The following is a 19438-nucleotide window of genomic DNA, read 5'->3' on the forward strand; positions in this document are numbered from 1 at the left end:
TCATTATATACCATGAACAAGGAACAAGAATTAAAAAATATCGTCAAAGAGCGATATGCAAAAATAGCGGAGCAAGGAAAAGCTGAAAATGCTGCTTCCTGCTGTGGGGCTACTACCCCATCCAATAAGATTTACAATATCATGATGGATGACTACTCGGAAACTGAAGGATATTTAGCCGATGCAGATCTAGGCTTAGGCTGTGGTTTACCGACACAGTTTGCCAAAATCCAAAAAGGAGACACGGTAATAGATTTGGGTTCAGGGGCAGGAAACGACTGCTTTGTGGCCAGACATGAGACAGGTGTAGTAGGCAAAGTGATCGGGATTGATTTTACTCCTATCATGATTCAAAAGCCCGAGCCAATGCAGAGAAATTGGGTTACAACAATGTGGAATTTAGAGAAGGAGATATTGATAATATGCCAGTCAACGATGCCGTGGCTGATGTGATTGTTAGTAACTGCGTTTTGAACCTAGTCCCAAATAAGCAAAAAGTGATTTCTGAAATCCATCGAGTTTTAAAACCAGGTGGACACTTTAGTATTTCTGATATTGTATTGGTAGGTGATTTGCCTGAAGCATTGAGAGAAGATGCAGAAATGTATGCAGGATGTGTGGCGGGAGCCATTCAAAAATCAGAATACTTGCAGTTCATCCAAGATCAAGGGTTCCAAAACATCACAATCCAAAAGGAAAAACCAATTGTAATCCCGGATGATATTTTAAGCAAATACCTATCTGAGGAAGAGGTGAATGAATTCAATAAAGGAGCAACCGGAATTTTCAGTATATCAGTATTTGCAGAAAAGGCTGGAGCTAAATCTTCTAAACCCAAGGTTAAGCTTTCGGAAATTCAAGCCGGATCATCCTGCTGCGAGCCAAGTTCAGGATGTTGTTAATATTTATAGCCCATGGTTGAAAACATGGGCTATCTTTTTCTTTTTCAACTTCGTGGAATCAAAAATTTTCAACTACTTTTCTGCACTTTCAATAGAATACTTTAATCATATATCACCAAAAGAGTCTTTTTTATCCCCAGCTGAATTTGAGAAACCGGATCCTTTTACTCATCATTTATCTGGCATTTATCAGCCTTGGTTTACCGGATGCCTTGTTGGGTTCGGCTTGGCCTGCGATGTTTGAGTTCTTAAAAGTACCCGTTTCTTATGCAGGAATCATTTCTATGATTGTTGCTGGTGGAACTGTTATTTCAAGTCTGTTCAGTGGTTATTTAATCCAGAAATTTGGGGAGGCAAAAGTCACAACTTTCAGTGTATTTCTAACAGCAATTGCTTTGATGGGCTTTGCCTATTCCCATCATTTTATATTCCTCTGCTTGCTAGCAATCCCTTTAGGTTTGGGAGCAGGAAGTGTAGATGCTGCATTAAATAATTATGTAGCCCTACATTATCAAGCAAAGCATATGAACTGGCTCCACAGCTTTTGGGGAGTTGGTGCAGCAATAGGACCGATGATCATGGCAAGTTATTTGGCAAAAGGAGGCCTTTGGACGCAGGGATACCATACTATTGCCTGGATTCAAATAGGTTTGGTTATCATTTTTCTGCTTTCCTTGCCTTTATGGATTTCTTCGAAAGAGGATGCTTCTGAAGAAAAAAAGACTCAAAAAGCCTTTTCAGTTTGCTTAAAACCATACCGGGTTTGAAGCAATCGTTACTGATCTTCTTTTGCTATTGTACCATAGAGGCAAGTTTTGGATTATGGAGCGCTAGTTTTTTGGTTTTTGAAAAAGGCTTTCCAGTCGATAAAGCAGCGAGATTGGTCTCCCTTTATTACGTCGGAATTACGGCGGGAAGATTTCTTTCGGGTTCTTAACCCACTATTTCACCAACCGACAATTAGTCTTTGCTGGACAGGGAATTATTGGGTTAGGGATTATTTTATTATTGCTTCCTTTTGAATCAGTATTATTACCAGGCTTTTTACTCATAGGCTTTGGATGTGCTCCTATTTTTCCAAGTTTACTTCATGAGACTCCTGTGAATTTTGGCAAAAAACATTCTCAAAAAATTATGGGAATGCAAATGGCCAGTGCCTATGTAGGCATCACCCTGATGCCCTTTGTTTTCGGTGAAATATCCATATTTACTGGCTATTCATTTCTATTACCATTTCTGGGAGTGTTCCTGATCTTCATGATCATCCTCACTAAAATGCTTCTTCAAAAAACAGCTAAGTTAAATTTGACTACTCAAGATCAATCATCTGGCTGACTAATTTCAGGCAAGATCTTGGAGAAGCCATTCGGTTTAACCAACTAATTACTTCCATACAACTGTCCAAAATTGAGTTCACCTTACCCTTTTAGAAAATCCAATTCTTTCATTCTAACTCTTATCATCCTGTGTTTTTTAAACTGAAGATTTGAAGATATCTTGGGTGGTAAACTTTCAATATATCTATGTTTAATAAACCCAAATTTTTGTCCCTACTTATACTTATCATTTTGCTAGGGAATATAATACCCAACTTTGCCCAAACAGCTTCTAACCAATTTATCTACGGGGATTTACTTCCCGATGCCCCAGAATTGGCTGCAAGAGGAAATTATGCTGTAGGTGTACAGACACTGGATTTGATTCATGAAAATCAACTGGACATCCTAAACTATGGGAAAGGTGGAGATTCATTATACAACCGACCTTTGAAAGTAGAAATTTGGTATCCATCGGAATCTAAGGAAGGATCCAATGAAATCATTTCTTACGAAGAAGTTATGGGGCAAAACGGGGTGTCGTCAAGGCCAATCATTCCTTTTACTTTTTTGGGAAGAGCCACAAGAGATGCAAAACCTGCCTATTCAGTCTCTCCATATCCACTGGTGATCGTATCCCATGGTTATACTGGGTCTCGATATTTAATGACATATCTGACGGAAAATCTAGCTTCCAAAGGGTATGTAGTGGTAGCTATAGATCATACCGAAGCAACATTTAGAGATGCGGGAGGCTTTCAAAGCACGCTGCTAAATCGGTCCTTGGATGACCTATTTGTTTTGAATGAAATGGCCAGGTTGGGACAAGATCAAAGTTCCTTTCTAAATGGTTTATTGGACGCAAACAATACCGCTTTGATTGGATACTCCATGGGAGGCTATGGGGCAGTGAATGTAGCAGGAGGTGGATACAGCCCTCAGGCAGCTCAACTCTTTGGAGGAATGACAGGGGGAAGCAACGCTTTATTGAAAAGGACTGTAGGCAATCCGGAATTTGAGGCATCCATTGATCCTAGAATAAAAGTCATCGTAGCTTTTGCTCCTTGGGGCATGCAAAGAGGTGTTTGGAATACAGAAGGATTGGCTGGAATCAAGATTCCTTCATTCTTTATTGCTGGAAGCAAAGATGATATTTCTGGATATGAAGATGGCACAAAGGCGATTTATGAAGGTGCGGTAAACGCAGAAAGATATTTGCTGACTTTTAAGGAAGCCCGACATAATACCGCTCCTAACCCGGCTCCTTTAGAATCTTTAAATCCAGGTTTGAATATTGACGAGTATTTGAGGTATGCTGATTCAGTGTGGGATTCAAGAAGAATGAATAATATCAATCAACATTTTGTCACGGCATTTTTGGGATATTATTTGAAAAACCAGGAGGAGTATAAAGCTTATTTTCATTTGAATCCTGATTCCGTGGAAAAAGAATGGCCGGGCTTTAAGCCTAGAACTACAGTAGGATTAGAATTGGAGCACCAAAGCCCAAGAAATTAACTTTTGCTGATACAGGAGATTAATACAGTCAAATTAATTATCCATCAGTTCATCGCATTGCTAATAACTTATCATGAAAAGAGGTTTTGAATTTCTAAAACTGCTCCAGGAAAATAACAATCGTGAATGGTTTCAAGTGCATAAACCTGAATATGAATTGATCAAAGAAGAGAATTCAAAATTTTTCAACAAGATCTATTCTGAACTTCAAAAACATGACAGATTAAATAAAATCCATATCTCTAGAATCTACCGGGACATCCGCTTTTCAAAAGATAAAACACCTTACAAAACCAATTTCGGAGCAGGATTCTCTCGGGTAAAACCCATGTTGAGAGGCGGTTACTATCTCCAGATTGGGCCTGACAGTAGTTTTGTAGGAGGAGGCTTCTGGGCTCCCAATAAGGATGATTTATTCCGTATTCGAAAAGAATTCGAAATAAATCCAGATGAAATCCAGCAGATCACTTCAGACAATAATTTCCTGAAATACTTTGGAAAGCTAGAGGGAGAGGATGGTGTAAAAAATGCTCCTAAAGGCTTTGACAAAACCCTTCCTGCGATTGATTTGATCAAGAAAAAGCAATTTGTAGTAAGAAGAAAATTTTCTGATCAGGAGGTCTTGGCTGACAATTTCCAGAAAGAGGTGCTTCTGACATTTTTGGCCATGCGACCTTTCTTTGATTACATGAGCGAAGTGCTAACTACTGACCAAAATGGAGAGTCGATTTTAGAATAAATGATCTTGAGGTTACATACCATGCCTTAGATTTTCTACATAGCTGCTGAGATTTCTCCTTTCAGTCGAAATGACCTTAAAACAATTTCCTCCTCGGTTTGTCTCCTCACAAACATAATAGCCCATGGTTTAAACCATGGGCTAGGAATTTACAATCCGTATTTCTCCCCCATCTCCCGAATCATCTTATAGCCGTTCTCGGCCATATCCCAAGGTTCGGAGAAATTCCTCCACACCCCTATGGAATTGGCAAATGCTGGGTCATTTCGGGTAAAACCCTCAATGGTCAACCAGCCTTTGTATTTCACCTCAGCCAAGGCTTGGAAGGTTTCATCGAAATTGACATGCCCTGAACCCGGGGTTCCTCGATCATTTTCAGAGATATGAAAATGGCCTAATTGAGGTGCAATAAATTTGATGGCCTCTCCCAATTTTTTTCCTCAATATTTGCATGGTGCGTATCAAACATGGCCTGTACATTGGAGTGATCTACTTTTTTAGCAAATACGAAAGCTGTTCCATGGTATTGCAGAGATAGCACTCAAATCTATTCAAGGCTTCCGGCGTCAATAATACTCCCGCTTGTTGCGCATAATCTCCCATTTCATGCAAATACTCGGCTGACCAATTGTATTCATCCTCTATAGGCTCCCTTGAAGCAAAGACAGTGAATGCCGAATGGTATGGACCACATAATACCTGCGCATTCAAATCGACTGCACGGTCTATCACCCACTTTAAATGTTCGCTGGCAGCAGCACGGATTTTGGCATCTGGTGAAATCGGATTTTGTTCTGGACCCATCACAGTCACAGCAGTTACTTCCAAACCGATATCTGCACAATGCTTACCGATCATTTTAAAGGATTCTTCAGGAGATCCTCCAATAAAAAATTCTGCCCCATCGTACCCGATTTTCTTTAATCGATCTAATACAGGCAACAAGTTCTCTGACATCTCCGCAGACCATGCCAGTACATTAAATCCTATTTTGTTCATTGTTATTTGGTCAACAGACCACTGACCAAGGTCCACTGCCGAATCTCGATCGACAGTTGACTGTGGTCCGTGGACTTATTTCATTTAAAATCCTCTACTTTCATTCCTTTTCGGAAGCTATCAAAACCAAACATGGTTGGTTCATAGGACCCAACAATCGCTACATTTAATTCAGGAGTAATCACCTCAGGCATATCCAATAACCAAAATGATGCATTGACAATAAGTCTTCGCATATCCTCCGCTTGGAAATCCAAAGAAGATCCTAATGTACTTCCCAATACTTTACCGCTTTTTCCACCTTCCATTTTGTACTCTTTTGTCCAAGCAATAGGCATGATGGATTTATCCCACATCAAGGGAGCATCCGGAGTCATTCCTGCAGTTGATTGCCCGAAAAGTAGCACATTGGCAGAAGCAGGAAGATTTTTGATAGAATAAACATCCGTAGGTGCCCAGATATCATCCACTCCTCGAAGAATCGGATGATCAGCATCACGGTCTACTCCATCTACCAAGGCTCTTGTTCCTTCAGATTTATGGATTCCATGATGAGCAACCCAAGTTTCACCGACGATCTGCTGACCAAAGCCTCCTTCCCATCCAGGAACTTTACTATTCCAATTCCATTTGAAATAAGGAGAGTTTTGATCTTTTACTGCAAATGGGTGTGTAGAAGTTCTCAATGCAATAAAAGGCTTACCAGATTTGAAATAATCCTCCAACTGTTTCATTTGATCCATTGGAAGGTCTCTAAATCGAATCAACATAATCACGAGATCCGCATCTTGTAGATGTTCCAATCCTGGAATATTTTTTTGATAGCTAGGAACGATATCTCCTGTTTCAGGTTCAATCGGAAACAACACAGTAGTATTGAAACCATAGGTCTCGGAAAGAATTTTGGCCATCATTGGCATGGATTCTTCAGATCGATATTCATCATCGCCTGAAATCAGCACCACATGTTTACTTTTCCCAGGTCCAGTTTTCCCTTCAAATTGAAGAAAAGTTTTACCGTTTTGGGCGCAAGCCACAGAAATTGAAAAAGAAAGTACAAGAGCAAAAACAATTGCCCATTGACGATTAAAGAGAATTTTCATAGATTTTTTGGGTTGAAATGGGAAGAAATAAAAATATTTTCCTCCCACCAAACAGAATATGTTTTACGGCTATTTTATTTCAAAAATTTTAGGGAAAAACTTACCTTCCATTTTTTCCCTTTGGAATAATAGGTACACCCTTCAATAATGGATCATTGGTATCAGAAACTGTACCATCTGCAAAAACATTCAACACAAACGCTCTTCTAGCATTCTCGGAATAATTTGCAAAACTTCCATGTACCATCAAAGGATGATGAAAAGTAGCATATCCAGCTTTCAAGGGAACAGCTACCGGGTTAAATTCTTTCAATTGCTGCTCATTAAGCATGGCCTTTAACCCATCCATCTCTCCTGCTAAGGCCGGTTTTTCCAGCAATCCCCAACGGTGACTCCCCGAATATAATTCAAACATCCATTCGCTTCTGTTGCATCATCCAATCCACACCAACACGTCAGATGTTGCATCACAACGGTCCTTGTCCAGTATGAATAATCCTGATGCCAAGCTACATTGCCCCCATGCTTTGCGGGTTTACAGAAAAGCTGATCATGCCAAAATCTCACCGATTTATCGCCAAGCAACTGACTGGAAGCCATCAAAAAAGCTGGATTCCAAATTACATCATGAAAGGCGGGGTGTATCCTCCAATGACCTAATGAATGAAATAAAACCTGATTAGGGTCTGAGGACTCATTGCTATGAAACTCATGAAACAAGTGATTCATGGGATGCTTTGGATTGGAAACCTTCTCCAATGCCTCTTTTAAAACACGAATCTGATCTTCATCCAATAATTTGATTCCAGACAAGTAGCCGTTTTCATGAAAGAAATCAACCTGATCTTGGCTAAGTCGGTATTTCTCCCATTCAGCTTCTGTTTTGGGCTGTTCAAAAAGGTCCGTAATTGGATGAGAATAAACCGATAGATCTCTCATTTTTGGGTGCGTTAAGTTGACATGGAAGTTAGCAAAATCCTGATTTTGATCTGTCATTACTTTCTGATTTTTCGCATAATTATTGAAATTCATTGCACTTCAAATAGATTTATTCAACTGAGTTGACCTGAAAATTCAAGAAGGCTTTGTCAGTTAAGACAAAACCTTCTTAGGAGGATACATACATTTTTTTGATCAAGAATTATAAAAAAGTAATTAACCACCCCTTATTGGCAACCCATCCCTTCTATCTTTATTATTCCCAAATAGGATTTATTTGGGATAAAATGTCGGAAAATTGTTAAAAAAAATTAAAAGCATGCTCATCAGTTTTTGATACCTGCATCCAGCATAATCACGAAATCCATTCCGTTAGTTTTCGCTTGAGAAGCCTATTTCTAAAAAATACTTAGGAAAGATTTTCTTACTTTTTCAGTTCAATTGATCCGATAATCCATAAATATCCTGATATGAATAATAAAAGAAGAGATTTTATAAAAACCAGTGCTCTTGGAATGGCAGGAATTAGCTTTCTCCCATCCTCAGTTTTTGGAAAACCATTAGGTCATGTTGCCCCTAGCGATAAAGTGGACTTGGCTTGTTGTGGAATTGGAAATAGAGGAGCTCAGATCATCAATGCCCTTTACGATACAGGCCTTTGTAACATCGTAGCTCTTTGTGATGTAGACATGGGCGCTCCTCATACTTTGGAGATTATGAACAAGTTTCCAAATGCGAAACGGTTTCAGGATTTTAGAGAGCTATTTGACCAATTTGGCCATGGCTTTGAAGCCATCACCGTAGGTACTCCTGATTTTTCTCACTTCCCAATCACCATGCTGGCAATGTCAGAAGGAAAGCATGTTTATGTTGAAAAACCGATGGCACGAACTTTCAATGAAGTTTCCCTGATGATGGACTGTGCAAAAAGACATAATGTGGTTACTCAAATGGGGAATCAAGGACATTCCGAAGGAAACTATTTTCAGTTTAAAGCCTGGAAAGAAGCAGGTATAATAAAGGACGTTACTGCTGTTACTGCCCATATGAATAGTCCAAGAAGATGGCATGGATGGGATGTGAATATGCAAAGCTTCCCAAAAGCAGAACCTATCCCTTCCACCTTGGACTGGGACAACTGGCTGATGGCGAGAAGTCAACACGATTATAATAAAGACTTCATTAATGGACAGTGGCGCTGTTGGTATGACTTTGGAATGGGAGCTCTTGGCGACTGGGGTGCACATACCATGGATACTGCTCACGAATTTCTGGAGTTAGGTCTTCCTTATGAAGTAGATCCAGTGATGTTGAGAGGGCACAATAATTTCTTCTTCCCTATGTCCACTACGTTGGCATTTAAGTTTCCTGAAAGAAATGGAATGCCTGCCCTGACCTTGACATGGTATGATGGAGTAGACAATATTCCGCCTGTTCCTGAAAATTATGGTGTCTCAGAACTGAATGCAGATATTCCTGCAGCCAGCAATGGTCAAATCCAACCAGCTAAACTAAATCCAGGTAAAATCATTTACGGAAAAGATTTGACCTTCAAAGGAGGTTCACATGGAAGTACATTATCCATCATAGGAGAAGAAAAAGCCAAAGATATGGCCAGCAAACTTCCAGAAGTTCCAGAGAGCCCTTCTAACCACTTTGCAAATTTCTTGAAAGCTTCCAAAGGTGAAGAAGAAACACGTTCTCCTTTTTCTGTTGCAGGCCCTCTAAGCCAAGTTTTCTGTTTAGGTGTTTTGGCCCAGCAGCTTAATTCCAAGTTAATTTTTGACAGGGAAACGCATCGCATCACCAATAATCCTCTAGCCAATCAACTTTTGACTGGGGAGGCACCAAGAAAAGGATGGGAAGAGTTTTACACCCTGTAATCTTCTATTCTGTAAAAATGAAAAAGCTGAAAGGTCTACTTTCAGCTTTTTTAACTAATCCGAAGTCTGCTTAAAATTTCGGACAAGGTAAAATGGTATCCCTTCGATTAGGTTTACCCTCATATTTATTAGGCAGCGTCCAGGACAAACTCAATTCATGCGCACCTCCAGATTGAATCCCCAACTGTGAAACTGTGTAGTCGAAACTATATCCAATATTCAATCCACTGAGTAGATTTAAACCTACCATCATTACGATCGCATCTCGATTACTTTGATTTTCTACGGGCTTGTAAGGTAATCCTCGATACCAAAGTCCAAAAACAACAGGTTCTACATAGAAATAAGCTCCTACATCCAACTGTTCAAATGGTCCTTGGCGTTTATAATTAATGGTTGGAGTTAAATATCGCTGACGACGCATATGAGTAAAATCCTGTCTCATTCCTCCTTCACCAAGATTAAATCGGTATCCACCATGGAAGGAGATTTTTGCAGGCAACTTGCTGACTCCATCCAAAAAAGATTGGTTGGGTTGATTCACATGGTGAGCTGAAACGCCAATCCAAAAATCTTCGGTAAAAAACATTCCTCCTAAAGATAGGGACAACATACTTACGGGATCTCCCAATCCTGGTAAATCAGTCCCTGGCAATATGGGTCCAAATGGATCATTGGGGTTGATTTGGTTGGCAAAAACTAGATTTTCATAAAACCCTATTTCCCGTCGAATATAGGATGCCTGAAAGCCTGGACGAAAATACGCGTTGTCACTAATTTTTAATTCGTAAGAATAGAGTGCAGAAATCGTAGTGGACCTTAGTTTTGAAGCTCCTTCGGTATCTTGCATTACCATAACGCCAATTCCTGAATTATAATTTGGCAGGTAGGTATCGTAGTATGCCGAGAAGGTAGTAAACTGAGCATCAATGCTTGGCCACTGGTTGCGATAGTTGAATCCTATTCGTCCCGTTAACTCTCCCCGGTCATTGCAGGGTTTAGGTAAAGGGGCGCTGCATAATATTGGCTATATTGGGGGTCCTGCCCAAAGGCATTAATCTGAAGTCCTAAACAACAGATTGAAAAAAAACAATAAGAGACAGAGACCGTAACAAGGATTTGTTCGTTTATTTGATTATTCAGTTGGCTTTTAAAACGTTTTACTAGTTTGGTTGTTTTAAAAGCGATTCGAAAATTATGAAAAGCAACCCTAATTCCATAAGGATCAAGTATATTTTTACCTTTTCGCTTCTATTTGCCCTCTTTGCGATAGAATCAAATGTCCTATCTCAGGGGTTTAATGAAAACGAGTGGATTTTCGGAAGTTGCGACACAGGAGAAAGCAATTACTTATCATTTGGTAAAGGCAATACTCCCACGGTACAAACTCTACCAAATACCGTGCTACTTGGCAAAAACAACAGTGCGATCGCCATTGATCCAATTACAGGACAACCGCTTTTTCAAACAAATGGTGAACTAGTTTATGATTTCAGTCAATCTCCTATTGAAGGTTCTGCTCCAGGGCTCAACGGCAATGTAGATGGTACTCAGCAAGTAGCTACAGGTTTTTTGGAATACGACCCAGAGGGCAATAAATTATTCTACATTTTTTACATATCCCTATCCGGGGAACTCCAATATTCCTTGGTTGACATGAACGCACCTGGTCAAGCGACAGGAAATGAAAGACCGTTGGGTGAAGTTGTTTCCAAAGACAACAGTATGGGGAATGCCTCAGGAGCAATCCTTGTTGTAAAAATTCCTCCTCTCCCTCTTATTTAATCAGTTTTGACGGAGGGAACTTGGTTTCCCAAAGATTAGAGGATGGGGAAGGGAATTTTAGTACTACGGATAATCAAAGCTTACCATTCACACCAGAAAGGATTATTTTCAATGAGGAGTCTGGTCAATTGATATTAATTCCTGAAACGAGCTCTGATCCAATTCAAGTTCTAGATTTCGATACTGGTAGCGGAAGCTTTAGCAATCCAACTCCAATTTCATCGATTTCTGGCACAGGGAATTATGGAGGAGCAGATTTTTCTCCTGACGGAAGCTTTATTTATTATTCTCTGGGAGATCAATTAGTAAGAGTTCCATCAAATGACCTTTCTGCTACGCCAGAAATTATTCCACTTACGAATCCAGTAAACTCAATTTATGATGTAAAAGTAGGTCCTGATGGAAGTCTTTATTACATCTATGAGGAAACTGTAGGAGGTCCACAATTAATTGGTAAGGTAGAAAATCCAGATGAACCAGATCTAACCTTATTGACGCTGGATGAAGACCCATTTATGGGAGCAGATTTTTGCGGAAGAATATTCCCAGTTTTTGCCCCGAATGCAGACATTTCACCTTCAGTAGATTTCACATGGGACCCTGAAATGCCCTGTTCCAATAATCCTGTTCAGCTAACCAGCACGATTACTCCAGAAAATTACAGTCCCGCTACCTATACCTGGGAATTTACTCCTCCATTGACTGATTCGGACGGTAATCCAATAGAGGCTGATTACAATCAGGAACATTTTTTAATTCCTGCTGATGCTGCTCAAGGCACTGACATTACTGTGACGTTGACAGTTGAGTATGAGGATGGAGAAACCCAATCCTCCACGCATTCCATTCCTTTGACTGAAAACAACCTGGAGGCCAACTTTAATCCATCTGATACCACGATCTGTAATACCTGTATTGACATCGGACCACTTTTACAAGCCCAAGCTGCAGGTCAAGATGGAGAAGCTCCTGATACTGGAGGTGGTTCCAATTATGAATACTTCTGGTCCAATTACCGGGATGAAGGCTGGGGAACGAGACAGGAAAATGAAGTATGTCAACCAGGATTATATTGGGCTTTGGTAAGAGAACCAGGTTCTTCTTGTTATGCTTATGCAGAAATCCGAGTAAAAATCTGGGATTTAGATGACCAAAGTAACAACATCTGGTATTTTGGAGATGGAGCAGGGTTAGATTTTAACCCGGATCCTGATGATCCTGATGCTCCCACTCCTAGGCCTATTGAAAGTCGACACCCTCAGGATATTCCTGCAGGAACTACAACTATATCCGATCAAACAGGTCAAGTTCTGTTTTATACTGATGGAGCTTCTGTATGGGATCTCAATGGGGACTTGATGGAAAATGGGGATTCTATCGGAGGAGACAATTCTTCAAGCCAATCTGTGATGGCGGTTCCTGTCCCTGAAGAACAAACCCTATTCTATTTATTTACCACTCAACAATCTGCTAATGGTTCCAATCAAGTGAGCTATTCTTTAGTGGATATAAAGGCAGAAAATGAATCAGGAATCGGGAATGTGGTATCTAAGGACAACTTCCTATTTAGCCCGTCCACAGAACATACTGCTGCTTTAAATGCGGGGGATACTACTTGGATGATGTTCCATGAATTGGGTAATAATACCTTTAGAGCCTACCCAGTATCCTCTTTGGGGATTGGGCCTCCTGTCCTAAGCTCTGTGGGAAGCAACCATGGATTTAATTCTGGGGTAGGTGCAATGAAGTTCAATTCGGATGGGGATAAAGTAGCTGTCACCATTTCTGAGGGAGGATGTAACAAACTTGAAATCTTCGACTTTGATGCGGATACTGGAGAAATGACTGAATATGCCAGAATTGATCTTGGATGTGATGGGGATGTTTATGGATTGGAATTTTCCGAAGATGGTGATCGAGTATTGGTCTCTTACAGAAATGGAGGACCTGGGATAGAGGAATTCAATATCAAACCTGTGGAAAATGACGATCCGGATGCCGCAGTATGTCCTACTTGTTTTGAAAATGCTACCACCAGAGCTGAAATTGAAGCCTGTATTTTGAGTACCAAAAACGGGGTTAGCCAAACTTCTGGACTTGATCTCGGCGCACTTCAAATCGGTCCAAATGGACAAGTTTATGTTGCAGTAGTAGGCGACAATAGAATTGGTCAGATCAATGTGGGATCTGGTTGTAATTCCTCCAGCACTTTCACGATGGATGGTGTAGAACCTATGCCGGGTACTTCAAATTTAGGTCTTCCCTCATTTGTGCAAAATTCAGGAAGTTCTATCCCTGAACCATCCCTATCTGGTCCTCCAAGAATTTGTTTGGATCCCAATGAAGGTGGTGGAGCGATGTTTGAAGGTGCCGGAGAACCTGATATAGATAGCTATTTTTATACGATTACCGATGAAAATGGAGTAGTCGTATTAGATAATTTTGGAGGTCCTGGAGAGGAGTTCCAGAGCTATGAACATAATTTTACGGAGCCAGGATTATATACTGTTGATTTACGAGTGGACCGATGCGGAGATCCTACCTATTATGAAGCCAGCTTAGAAGTTCAGGTTGATGCTCCTCCCGTTTTGACTTTGGAGGATGATGTGACCCTATGTTCAGGTGCTCCTGTCACCCTAACTGCGATTGACGGATATGATCCAGCAGAAGGATTATATGATTTCCAATGGACCAATGCAGCAGGCCAGGTATTTGGCGATGAGAATTCGAATGAAATTACTGTTGAAGAAGAAAGCATCTACACCGTCACTGTAAGCTACAGATTGCCTGATGGGCTTTCAGATGATGAAGCCTTACTTTATGAAACATGCCCATCTACCGCGGAAGTTTTTGTGGGTCCTGCCTTTGAATTTGATTTAACTCAAACTTCAGAGGAGGTATGTTATGAGGAGACTACAGTCACCTTCGCTCCAGACACTCCAATCACAGGAGAGTGGTTCTATACGTTGGACGGAGATCCTACCAGGACTTCTTTAGGAAGTTTCTTTGAATTGGAGTTATTCATCCCTAACCTTCCTGGGCCAGGTCAATATGAAATTATTTTTGTAACCCAAGACCCAATTTTGGAAGGTTGTACTGTAGAGAAGAAAGTGGAGCTAATTGTTAATGAATTGCCACTATTTATTGCCAACCAGACAAATCCTGCTACTAATTGTAATACAGCAGATGGCTCGTTTGAAATCACGATGCAAAGTGAGGCTGAATCAGTTACCATTTTAGAGACTGGCGAAGTATTTAACAATGTATCAGGAGGCAATTCAATCCCAGTCGTTGACCTATTCCCGGGTGTTTATACGATTGAAGCCCAAAATAGCTTTGGGTGTATGTATACCGCAACTGTAACAGTCGTGAATAGCAATCCTCCTGTGGATTTTGAATATACCGTCACACCAACTGATGAATTATGTAGCAGTATTGGAGTGGAAAATGGGGTCCTGACAATTGACTTCACAAGCTCCCCTCAAAGCGGAAGTTATGTAATTACCAGACAAGGTGATGGCCAGGAGTTTACAGGTAATTTCACCAATACCAATCAAATTTTAGTAAATGTTCCTTATGGTGAATATGCTGTTGAAGTTTTTGACGCTACCAACTGTTCCGTTCCGGATGATACGCTTTATTCGATCGAGCAAAAATTGCAGGTGGTATTCTCAGTCCCTACTGATTTCACAGCTTGTGAAAGCTTCACCTTTACTCCTGATGCTCCAGATTCATTAAACTATACCTTGACTTCCAGCACCGGGACCATCATATCACCTAATTCAGACGGAAGTTTTACCATTGACTCAAGCGACACTTTTACCATGCTGGGAGAGGATCCAAATGGCATTAATTGTCCAAGAGAAATAGAAATGGTCGCCAATATTACCCAGCCTATCGATTTTGAGGTAAGTGATGCTATAGTTGATTGCCAAGTTGGTACTGTATATGAAGCCATTCTGAATAATGCAGACCCTACCGAGGTGATTTTCCTTTGGAAAGATGAAGGAGGAGTCATTGTAGGAAGATCTCAAAGTTTTGCTCCTAATAGAGAAGGTAATTACACTTTGGAAGTACAGCCTGTTTCTGGTGGGCTTTGCCCAGTAGACAAGAAGTCTTTCGAGGCGGAATTGGTGGATCAAAGACTTGAAGTGGAATTGGATGTAGTCCCATTTTGTGTGGACCAAACTAGTACGACCATTACCGTGGTAGCCGATTTGAGTATAGTGACTGAAATTGAATGGTACTCTGTACAGGGGGCTACTAGAACCAGAATTCCTGCTTTCGATAATCTTCCTATTATTGAAGTTTCACAGGAAGGAACCTATGAGGCTTTATTGAGAAATTCATCCGGCTGTGATTTGGGAAGAGCTTCAGGAGTAGTCGTAAAATCCACGATTATCCCACCTGTATTGCCAGAGTCTATCACGATTTGTGCTGCCGAAGGTGTCACAGAAAGTATTGCCCCTGGAGACTATGACAATTATTCATGGGTATTAGAAGGTGAGGAAGTTTCTCAGGATTCTTTATTTACACCTACTTTACCAGGTATTTATACTTTAACAGTTTCTGACGATGTTGGTTGTGAATACATAGCCACTATGGAGGTTATCGAGGACTGCTCTCTTAAAATCTCTTTCCCTAATGGAGTGGTATTAGATGACCCCAATCGAAACTTTATTCTTTATGCTAATGAGTACATTGACTATGTAGAGGTTTACATTTATAATAGATGGGGTGAATTAATTTTCTATTGTGAACACGAAAACTTAGAGCCTGGCCAGCCATTTTGTCCTTGGGATGGGCAATTGAATGGAAAATTTGTTCCAAATGGAACATATGCGGTCGTTGTGAAGTTGACAAGTGAAGACCAAAATATTACCCAAAAAATCACCAAAGCAATTACAGTCATTCAATAACATGTTAATTTTAATATCCCCTGCCAAAACGTTAGACTATAGTTTACCTGATTTCAAATCCCATACCTTACCGGAATTTCAATCCGACACGCAAGCGTTGGTAAGAATCATGAAGAAAAAATCTGCCAAAGAAATTTCTGGTTTGATGCATATCTCTGATTCCTTAGCAAACTTGAATGAGGAACGTTACAAAACTTTCCAAAAAGAGTTCAGCTTTGAAAACTCCAAGCAGGCATTATTGGCATTCAAAGGAGACGTGTATACCAAAATAGAGGTAGATGAATATGATGAGAAGGACTTTGAATTCGCCCAGCATCATTTAAGAATTCTTTCAGGCTTGTATGGCTTGTTAAAACCGCTGGATTTAATTCAACCTTACCGGTTGGAAATGGGAACCAAATTGGAGAATAAGAAGGGTAAAAACCTCTATGAGTTTTGGGACAAGAAAATTGCAAAAGCAATAAATAAAGTCGCAGAAGGAGCCCCAATCATCAACCTTGCTTCACAAGAATATTTCAAGGCTGTAGACCAAAAAACGTTAAAGTCCCCATTGATTACTATCCACTTTAAGGAATATAAAAATGATAGCTATCAAGTGGTTGGTTTTTTCGCGAAACAAGCTAGAGGAATGATGACTAATTATGCCATCAAAAATAGAATTACGGATCCCGAGGAACTCAAAAAATTCAATCAGGAACGATATGAATACTCAGAAAATTTAAGCACGGAATCCGATTGGGTTTTCGTAAGATAAGCGAGGTCAATTCAATAGAAATCCAGAGGTTTAGGAAACTTCTGGATTTTTTTACCTAAAATTTTATGGTAGCTTAGAGGTCTGTTTCCCATCAGTTTTCCTCAACATTTTGAAGTTGACATACGCAAAAAGACATCTATTCTTCACTTTATTCCTCACTTTGGTTAGTGGATCTGTTTCTATTGCCATATCGGATTTTTTTGCGGAAACCCTCAATCCAACAAATCTACATAACCAAAAAATTCAAGATCCCGAATTAATAGGGCCAGATAAACTTTGTAACGTATATGGAAGCGTAATAGGAGATTTTTTTGAGCTGGAAATCCCCAAACTGATGTGTATTTCTGGAAAATTTTTAATCCATCTGGCCAATTGGTTTTCGATAAATCAGGAGGGGAAAGTTTTCAAACAATCAGTTATACATTTGACCAAATCGGAACACACCGGGTAGAATTAATTGTAAGAAGACCAGGAGTCCCTGACTTTAGCCAATCTCAAGACGTAGAACTGATTAAAGGACCTACGATTAGTTTACTTCCCGCCTATGAGATTTGTGATATAAATGGAATCAGTATTTCTGCCATAGATGAAAATAGTTCTGAATTCACAGACTATGAATTTGTTTGGGAAGATGGAGAAGGAAACCTGATAGGGGACTCCAATTCCATCACAGTAGTTGAACCAGACCGGTACACGGTAACATTTTTCTTCGAAGATGAAGATGGAAACCAAGCCTGTGAAACAAGCATTTTCACAGATATAAGTTTGTATGAAGGATATGAAATAGTAAGTTCTACCCCATTCATTTGCCCCGACAATACCGTTACATTAACTACCTCAGAGGACTTGAATGGTTCCTGGTATTATAGAAAACTCCCTAATACTGATGAAATATTTCTAGATCAGGATAAAAGCATCGTGATCACTCCGATCCTAGACCTTGACATGCCAGGAGAATATGAAATCATTTTTAAACCAAACCCTGTCAGTGGAAACAACTGCTTAATTGAAAAGACCTATCCATTAACCTATTATCCTCAGCCAGACTATGAGGTCATAGATAGCAAAAGCTCATCAAACTGTTTGATTCCAGATGGAAGTATTACTATTCGGGCCCTCACGCCGTTAGATAAGGTCTTCTTGGAAGAAAGTGGAGAATCATCCCCCCCATTAAATCCTGGAGAAACCTATGAATTTACCAATCTTAAATCTGGAGCTTATACCCTCACTGGTGTATTAGGAGGTTGTTTGAATTATTTAGGATCTGTAGTCTCCTTAGCTACTGAGCCTGATAGTTATAAATATGACATACAGAATATCACCGGAGAGGCATGTACAGCTGAAGGAAAAATAAATGGCTCTATCAGTATCCTTTTTCCAAATGGTCCAGTGAGCGGATCTTATCGATTGATCAATGAAAAAGGTACTTTGATCAGGGAAAACGAGGTGTCGGACAAAAGCAATCTTGAAATCAGTATTCCTGGAGGACAGTACTATTTTGAATTTTATGGAGAAGACGAATGTAGAATTCCTAGAGCGGATTTGATAGATGTACCGGGACTAGAACAAACCGAATTTTCTGTCCCTGAGATATTGACTGTTTGCCAGTCATTCGAACTATTCCCAGAATCAAATCAGCTTTTGGATTATCAACTGCAACTTCCTGATGGCACCACGGAATATAAAAGCAATGGAGAGCCTTTTGTGATCACTCAAGCAGGACCTTACAAAATTACAGGTTTGCTTCCGGATCAATCAGAAGTCTGTCCTTCAACTCTTGAATTTGAGGTTACCCTAGTAGACCCGGTGGACTTTACACCAGTATTGATCAAACAGGACTGTTTTGGGAATAGAACCTACTTCGCTGATATATCAGGGGTAGATCCTTCTTCAGTAATTTTCTCCTGGTACAATGAAAATGATGTGTTGATAGGGACAGGCCAAACTATGTTCCCTACCTCATTTGGAGAATTCAAGCTGGATGTTCAGCCTTCCAATAGTGCAGCTTGTCCAATTCCTCCAAAATCTTTTTTGATTGAAGAGCCCATATTAGAGGTGGATGTGAGCATGAAAACTACAAAACTATGTGAACTTGGACCAGGTGCTACCATTTCAATAGAAACAACATTCCCTGATGAGGTGACAGATATCCTATGGAGAAGGTATACTTCAACTGGGGTTATTGAAGAACTCGATCAATTTAAAGACGAAACCGAGATCACAGTTTTTGAAGATGGAACCTATGAAGCTTCTGTGTATAGTATAATCCCCTCTATAGAAAAAGACTGTGAGTTAGGCAGAAATTCAATTGACCTGACTTTCAACACCGAAAAGGTTGAATTTTCAGTCCCTGATTCATTATCTATTTGCCAGTCTTTTGATCTTATACCTGAAACAGACCAACCGTTACAATTCATATTAACTCTTCCAGATGGAAGCACCGTTGAAAAAGATGCAGATAATCCATTTGAATTAACTCAGGAAGGAAATTATAGCCTCTTTGGCTACCACCCTGAAATAAGCTCCCTAATTGTCCAGTCATTAAGGACTTCTATGTAAAGGTTCATCAACCAATTCCTTT

10 protein-coding genes and 4 pseudogenes are annotated in these 19438 nt (G+C 40.1%); 10 read left to right on the top strand and 4 right to left on the bottom strand.

The features are described from left to right. The first annotated feature begins 12 nt into the window (after positions 1–12). The 5 genes and pseudogenes from V8V91_RS10050 (at position 13) to V8V91_RS10070 (ending at position 4475) form a co-directional block, all read left to right on the top strand. Positions 13–902, top strand: a pseudogene (locus tag V8V91_RS10050) (arsenite methyltransferase). Between the two features lie 146 nt (positions 903–1048). Next, a complete protein-coding gene (locus tag V8V91_RS10055; protein ID WP_373399945.1) occupies positions 1049–1669 on the top strand; it encodes a sugar MFS transporter in 621 nt (206 codons plus the stop codon). Positions 1670–1886: 217 nt separating this feature from the next. Then, the gene (locus V8V91_RS10060; RefSeq protein WP_373400656.1) at positions 1887–2237 is read left to right on the top strand and encodes a hypothetical protein; all 351 of its coding nucleotides are present in this window, start codon (positions 1887–1889) and stop codon (positions 2235–2237) included. Between the two features lie 188 nt (positions 2238–2425). Further along, entirely contained in the window at positions 2426–3736 is a 1311-nt protein-coding gene (locus tag V8V91_RS10065; protein WP_373399946.1) for an alpha/beta hydrolase family protein, read from the top strand. Between the two features lie 73 nt (positions 3737–3809). Next, positions 3810–4475: a DUF2461 domain-containing protein gene (locus V8V91_RS10070; protein ID WP_373399947.1), complete on the top strand. Its 666-nt coding sequence runs from the start codon at positions 3810–3812 to the stop codon at positions 4473–4475. A 149-nt stretch (positions 4476–4624) separates the two neighbouring features. On the opposite strand, the pseudogene V8V91_RS10075 reads toward V8V91_RS10070, so the two are convergent. From V8V91_RS10075 to V8V91_RS10085, 3 genes and pseudogenes are all read right to left on the bottom strand, one after another. Next, positions 4625–5474, bottom strand: a pseudogene (locus V8V91_RS10075) (sugar phosphate isomerase/epimerase family protein). 80 nt (positions 5475–5554) lie between these two features. Next, entirely contained in the window at positions 5555–6577 is a 1023-nt protein-coding gene (locus V8V91_RS10080; protein ID WP_373399948.1) for a ThuA domain-containing protein, read from the bottom strand. A gap of 100 nt (positions 6578–6677) precedes the next feature. Beyond that, a pseudogene (locus tag V8V91_RS10085) lies at positions 6678–7609 on the bottom strand (phytanoyl-CoA dioxygenase family protein). A 377-nt stretch (positions 7610–7986) separates the two neighbouring features. Here V8V91_RS10085 and V8V91_RS10090 point away from each other — a divergent pair. Then, positions 7987–9399 carry a Gfo/Idh/MocA family oxidoreductase gene (locus tag V8V91_RS10090; protein WP_373399949.1) on the top strand — a complete coding sequence of 471 codons (1413 nt, stop codon included), beginning with the start codon at positions 7987–7989 and terminating at the stop codon, positions 9397–9399. A gap of 70 nt (positions 9400–9469) precedes the next feature. On the opposite strand, the pseudogene V8V91_RS10095 reads toward V8V91_RS10090, so the two are convergent. Beyond that, positions 9470–10479: pseudogene (locus V8V91_RS10095) on the bottom strand (type IX secretion system membrane protein PorP/SprF). Positions 10480–10596: 117 nt separating this feature from the next. Here V8V91_RS10095 and V8V91_RS10100 point away from each other — a divergent pair. From V8V91_RS10100 to V8V91_RS10115, 4 genes are all read left to right on the top strand, one after another. Beyond that, positions 10597–11184, top strand: a complete 588-nt coding sequence (locus tag V8V91_RS10100; RefSeq protein WP_373399950.1) for a hypothetical protein — start codon at positions 10597–10599, stop codon at positions 11182–11184. Between the two features lie 20 nt (positions 11185–11204). Continuing rightward, positions 11205–16103: a gliding motility-associated C-terminal domain-containing protein gene (locus V8V91_RS10105; RefSeq protein WP_373399951.1), complete on the top strand. Its 4899-nt coding sequence runs from the start codon at positions 11205–11207 to the stop codon at positions 16101–16103. Position 16104: 1 nt separating this feature from the next. Beyond that, complete coding sequence (yaaA, locus tag V8V91_RS10110) at positions 16105–16857, top strand: peroxide stress protein YaaA (RefSeq protein WP_373399952.1); 753 nt, start codon at positions 16105–16107, stop codon at positions 16855–16857. Between the two features lie 336 nt (positions 16858–17193). Beyond that, positions 17194–19416: a hypothetical protein gene (locus tag V8V91_RS10115; RefSeq protein WP_373399953.1), complete on the top strand. Its 2223-nt coding sequence runs from the start codon at positions 17194–17196 to the stop codon at positions 19414–19416. Positions 19417–19438: the final 22 nt, after the last annotated feature.

The sequence above is a fragment of the Algoriphagus halophilus genome (assembly GCF_041729275.1).
GTDB lineage: Bacteria > Bacteroidota > Bacteroidia > Cytophagales > Cyclobacteriaceae > Algoriphagus > Algoriphagus halophilus_A.

Excerpts from the sequence above, each read along its gene's own strand:
- V8V91_RS10070 (WP_373399947.1), top strand. The coding sequence starts at position 3,810 with ATGAAAAGAGGTTTTGAATTTCTAAAACTGCTCCAGGAAAATAACAAT.
- yaaA (WP_373399952.1), top strand. The coding sequence starts at position 16,105 with ATGTTAATTTTAATATCCCCTGCCAAAACGTTAGACTATAGTTTACCT.
- V8V91_RS10065 (WP_373399946.1), top strand. The coding sequence starts at position 2,426 with ATGTTTAATAAACCCAAATTTTTGTCCCTACTTATACTTATCATTTTG.
- V8V91_RS10080 (WP_373399948.1), bottom strand. The coding sequence starts at position 6,577 with ATGAAAATTCTCTTTAATCGTCAATGGGCAATTGTTTTTGCTCTTGTA.
- V8V91_RS10100 (WP_373399950.1), top strand. The coding sequence starts at position 10,597 with ATGAAAAGCAACCCTAATTCCATAAGGATCAAGTATATTTTTACCTTT.
- V8V91_RS10090 (WP_373399949.1), top strand. The coding sequence starts at position 7,987 with ATGAATAATAAAAGAAGAGATTTTATAAAAACCAGTGCTCTTGGAATG.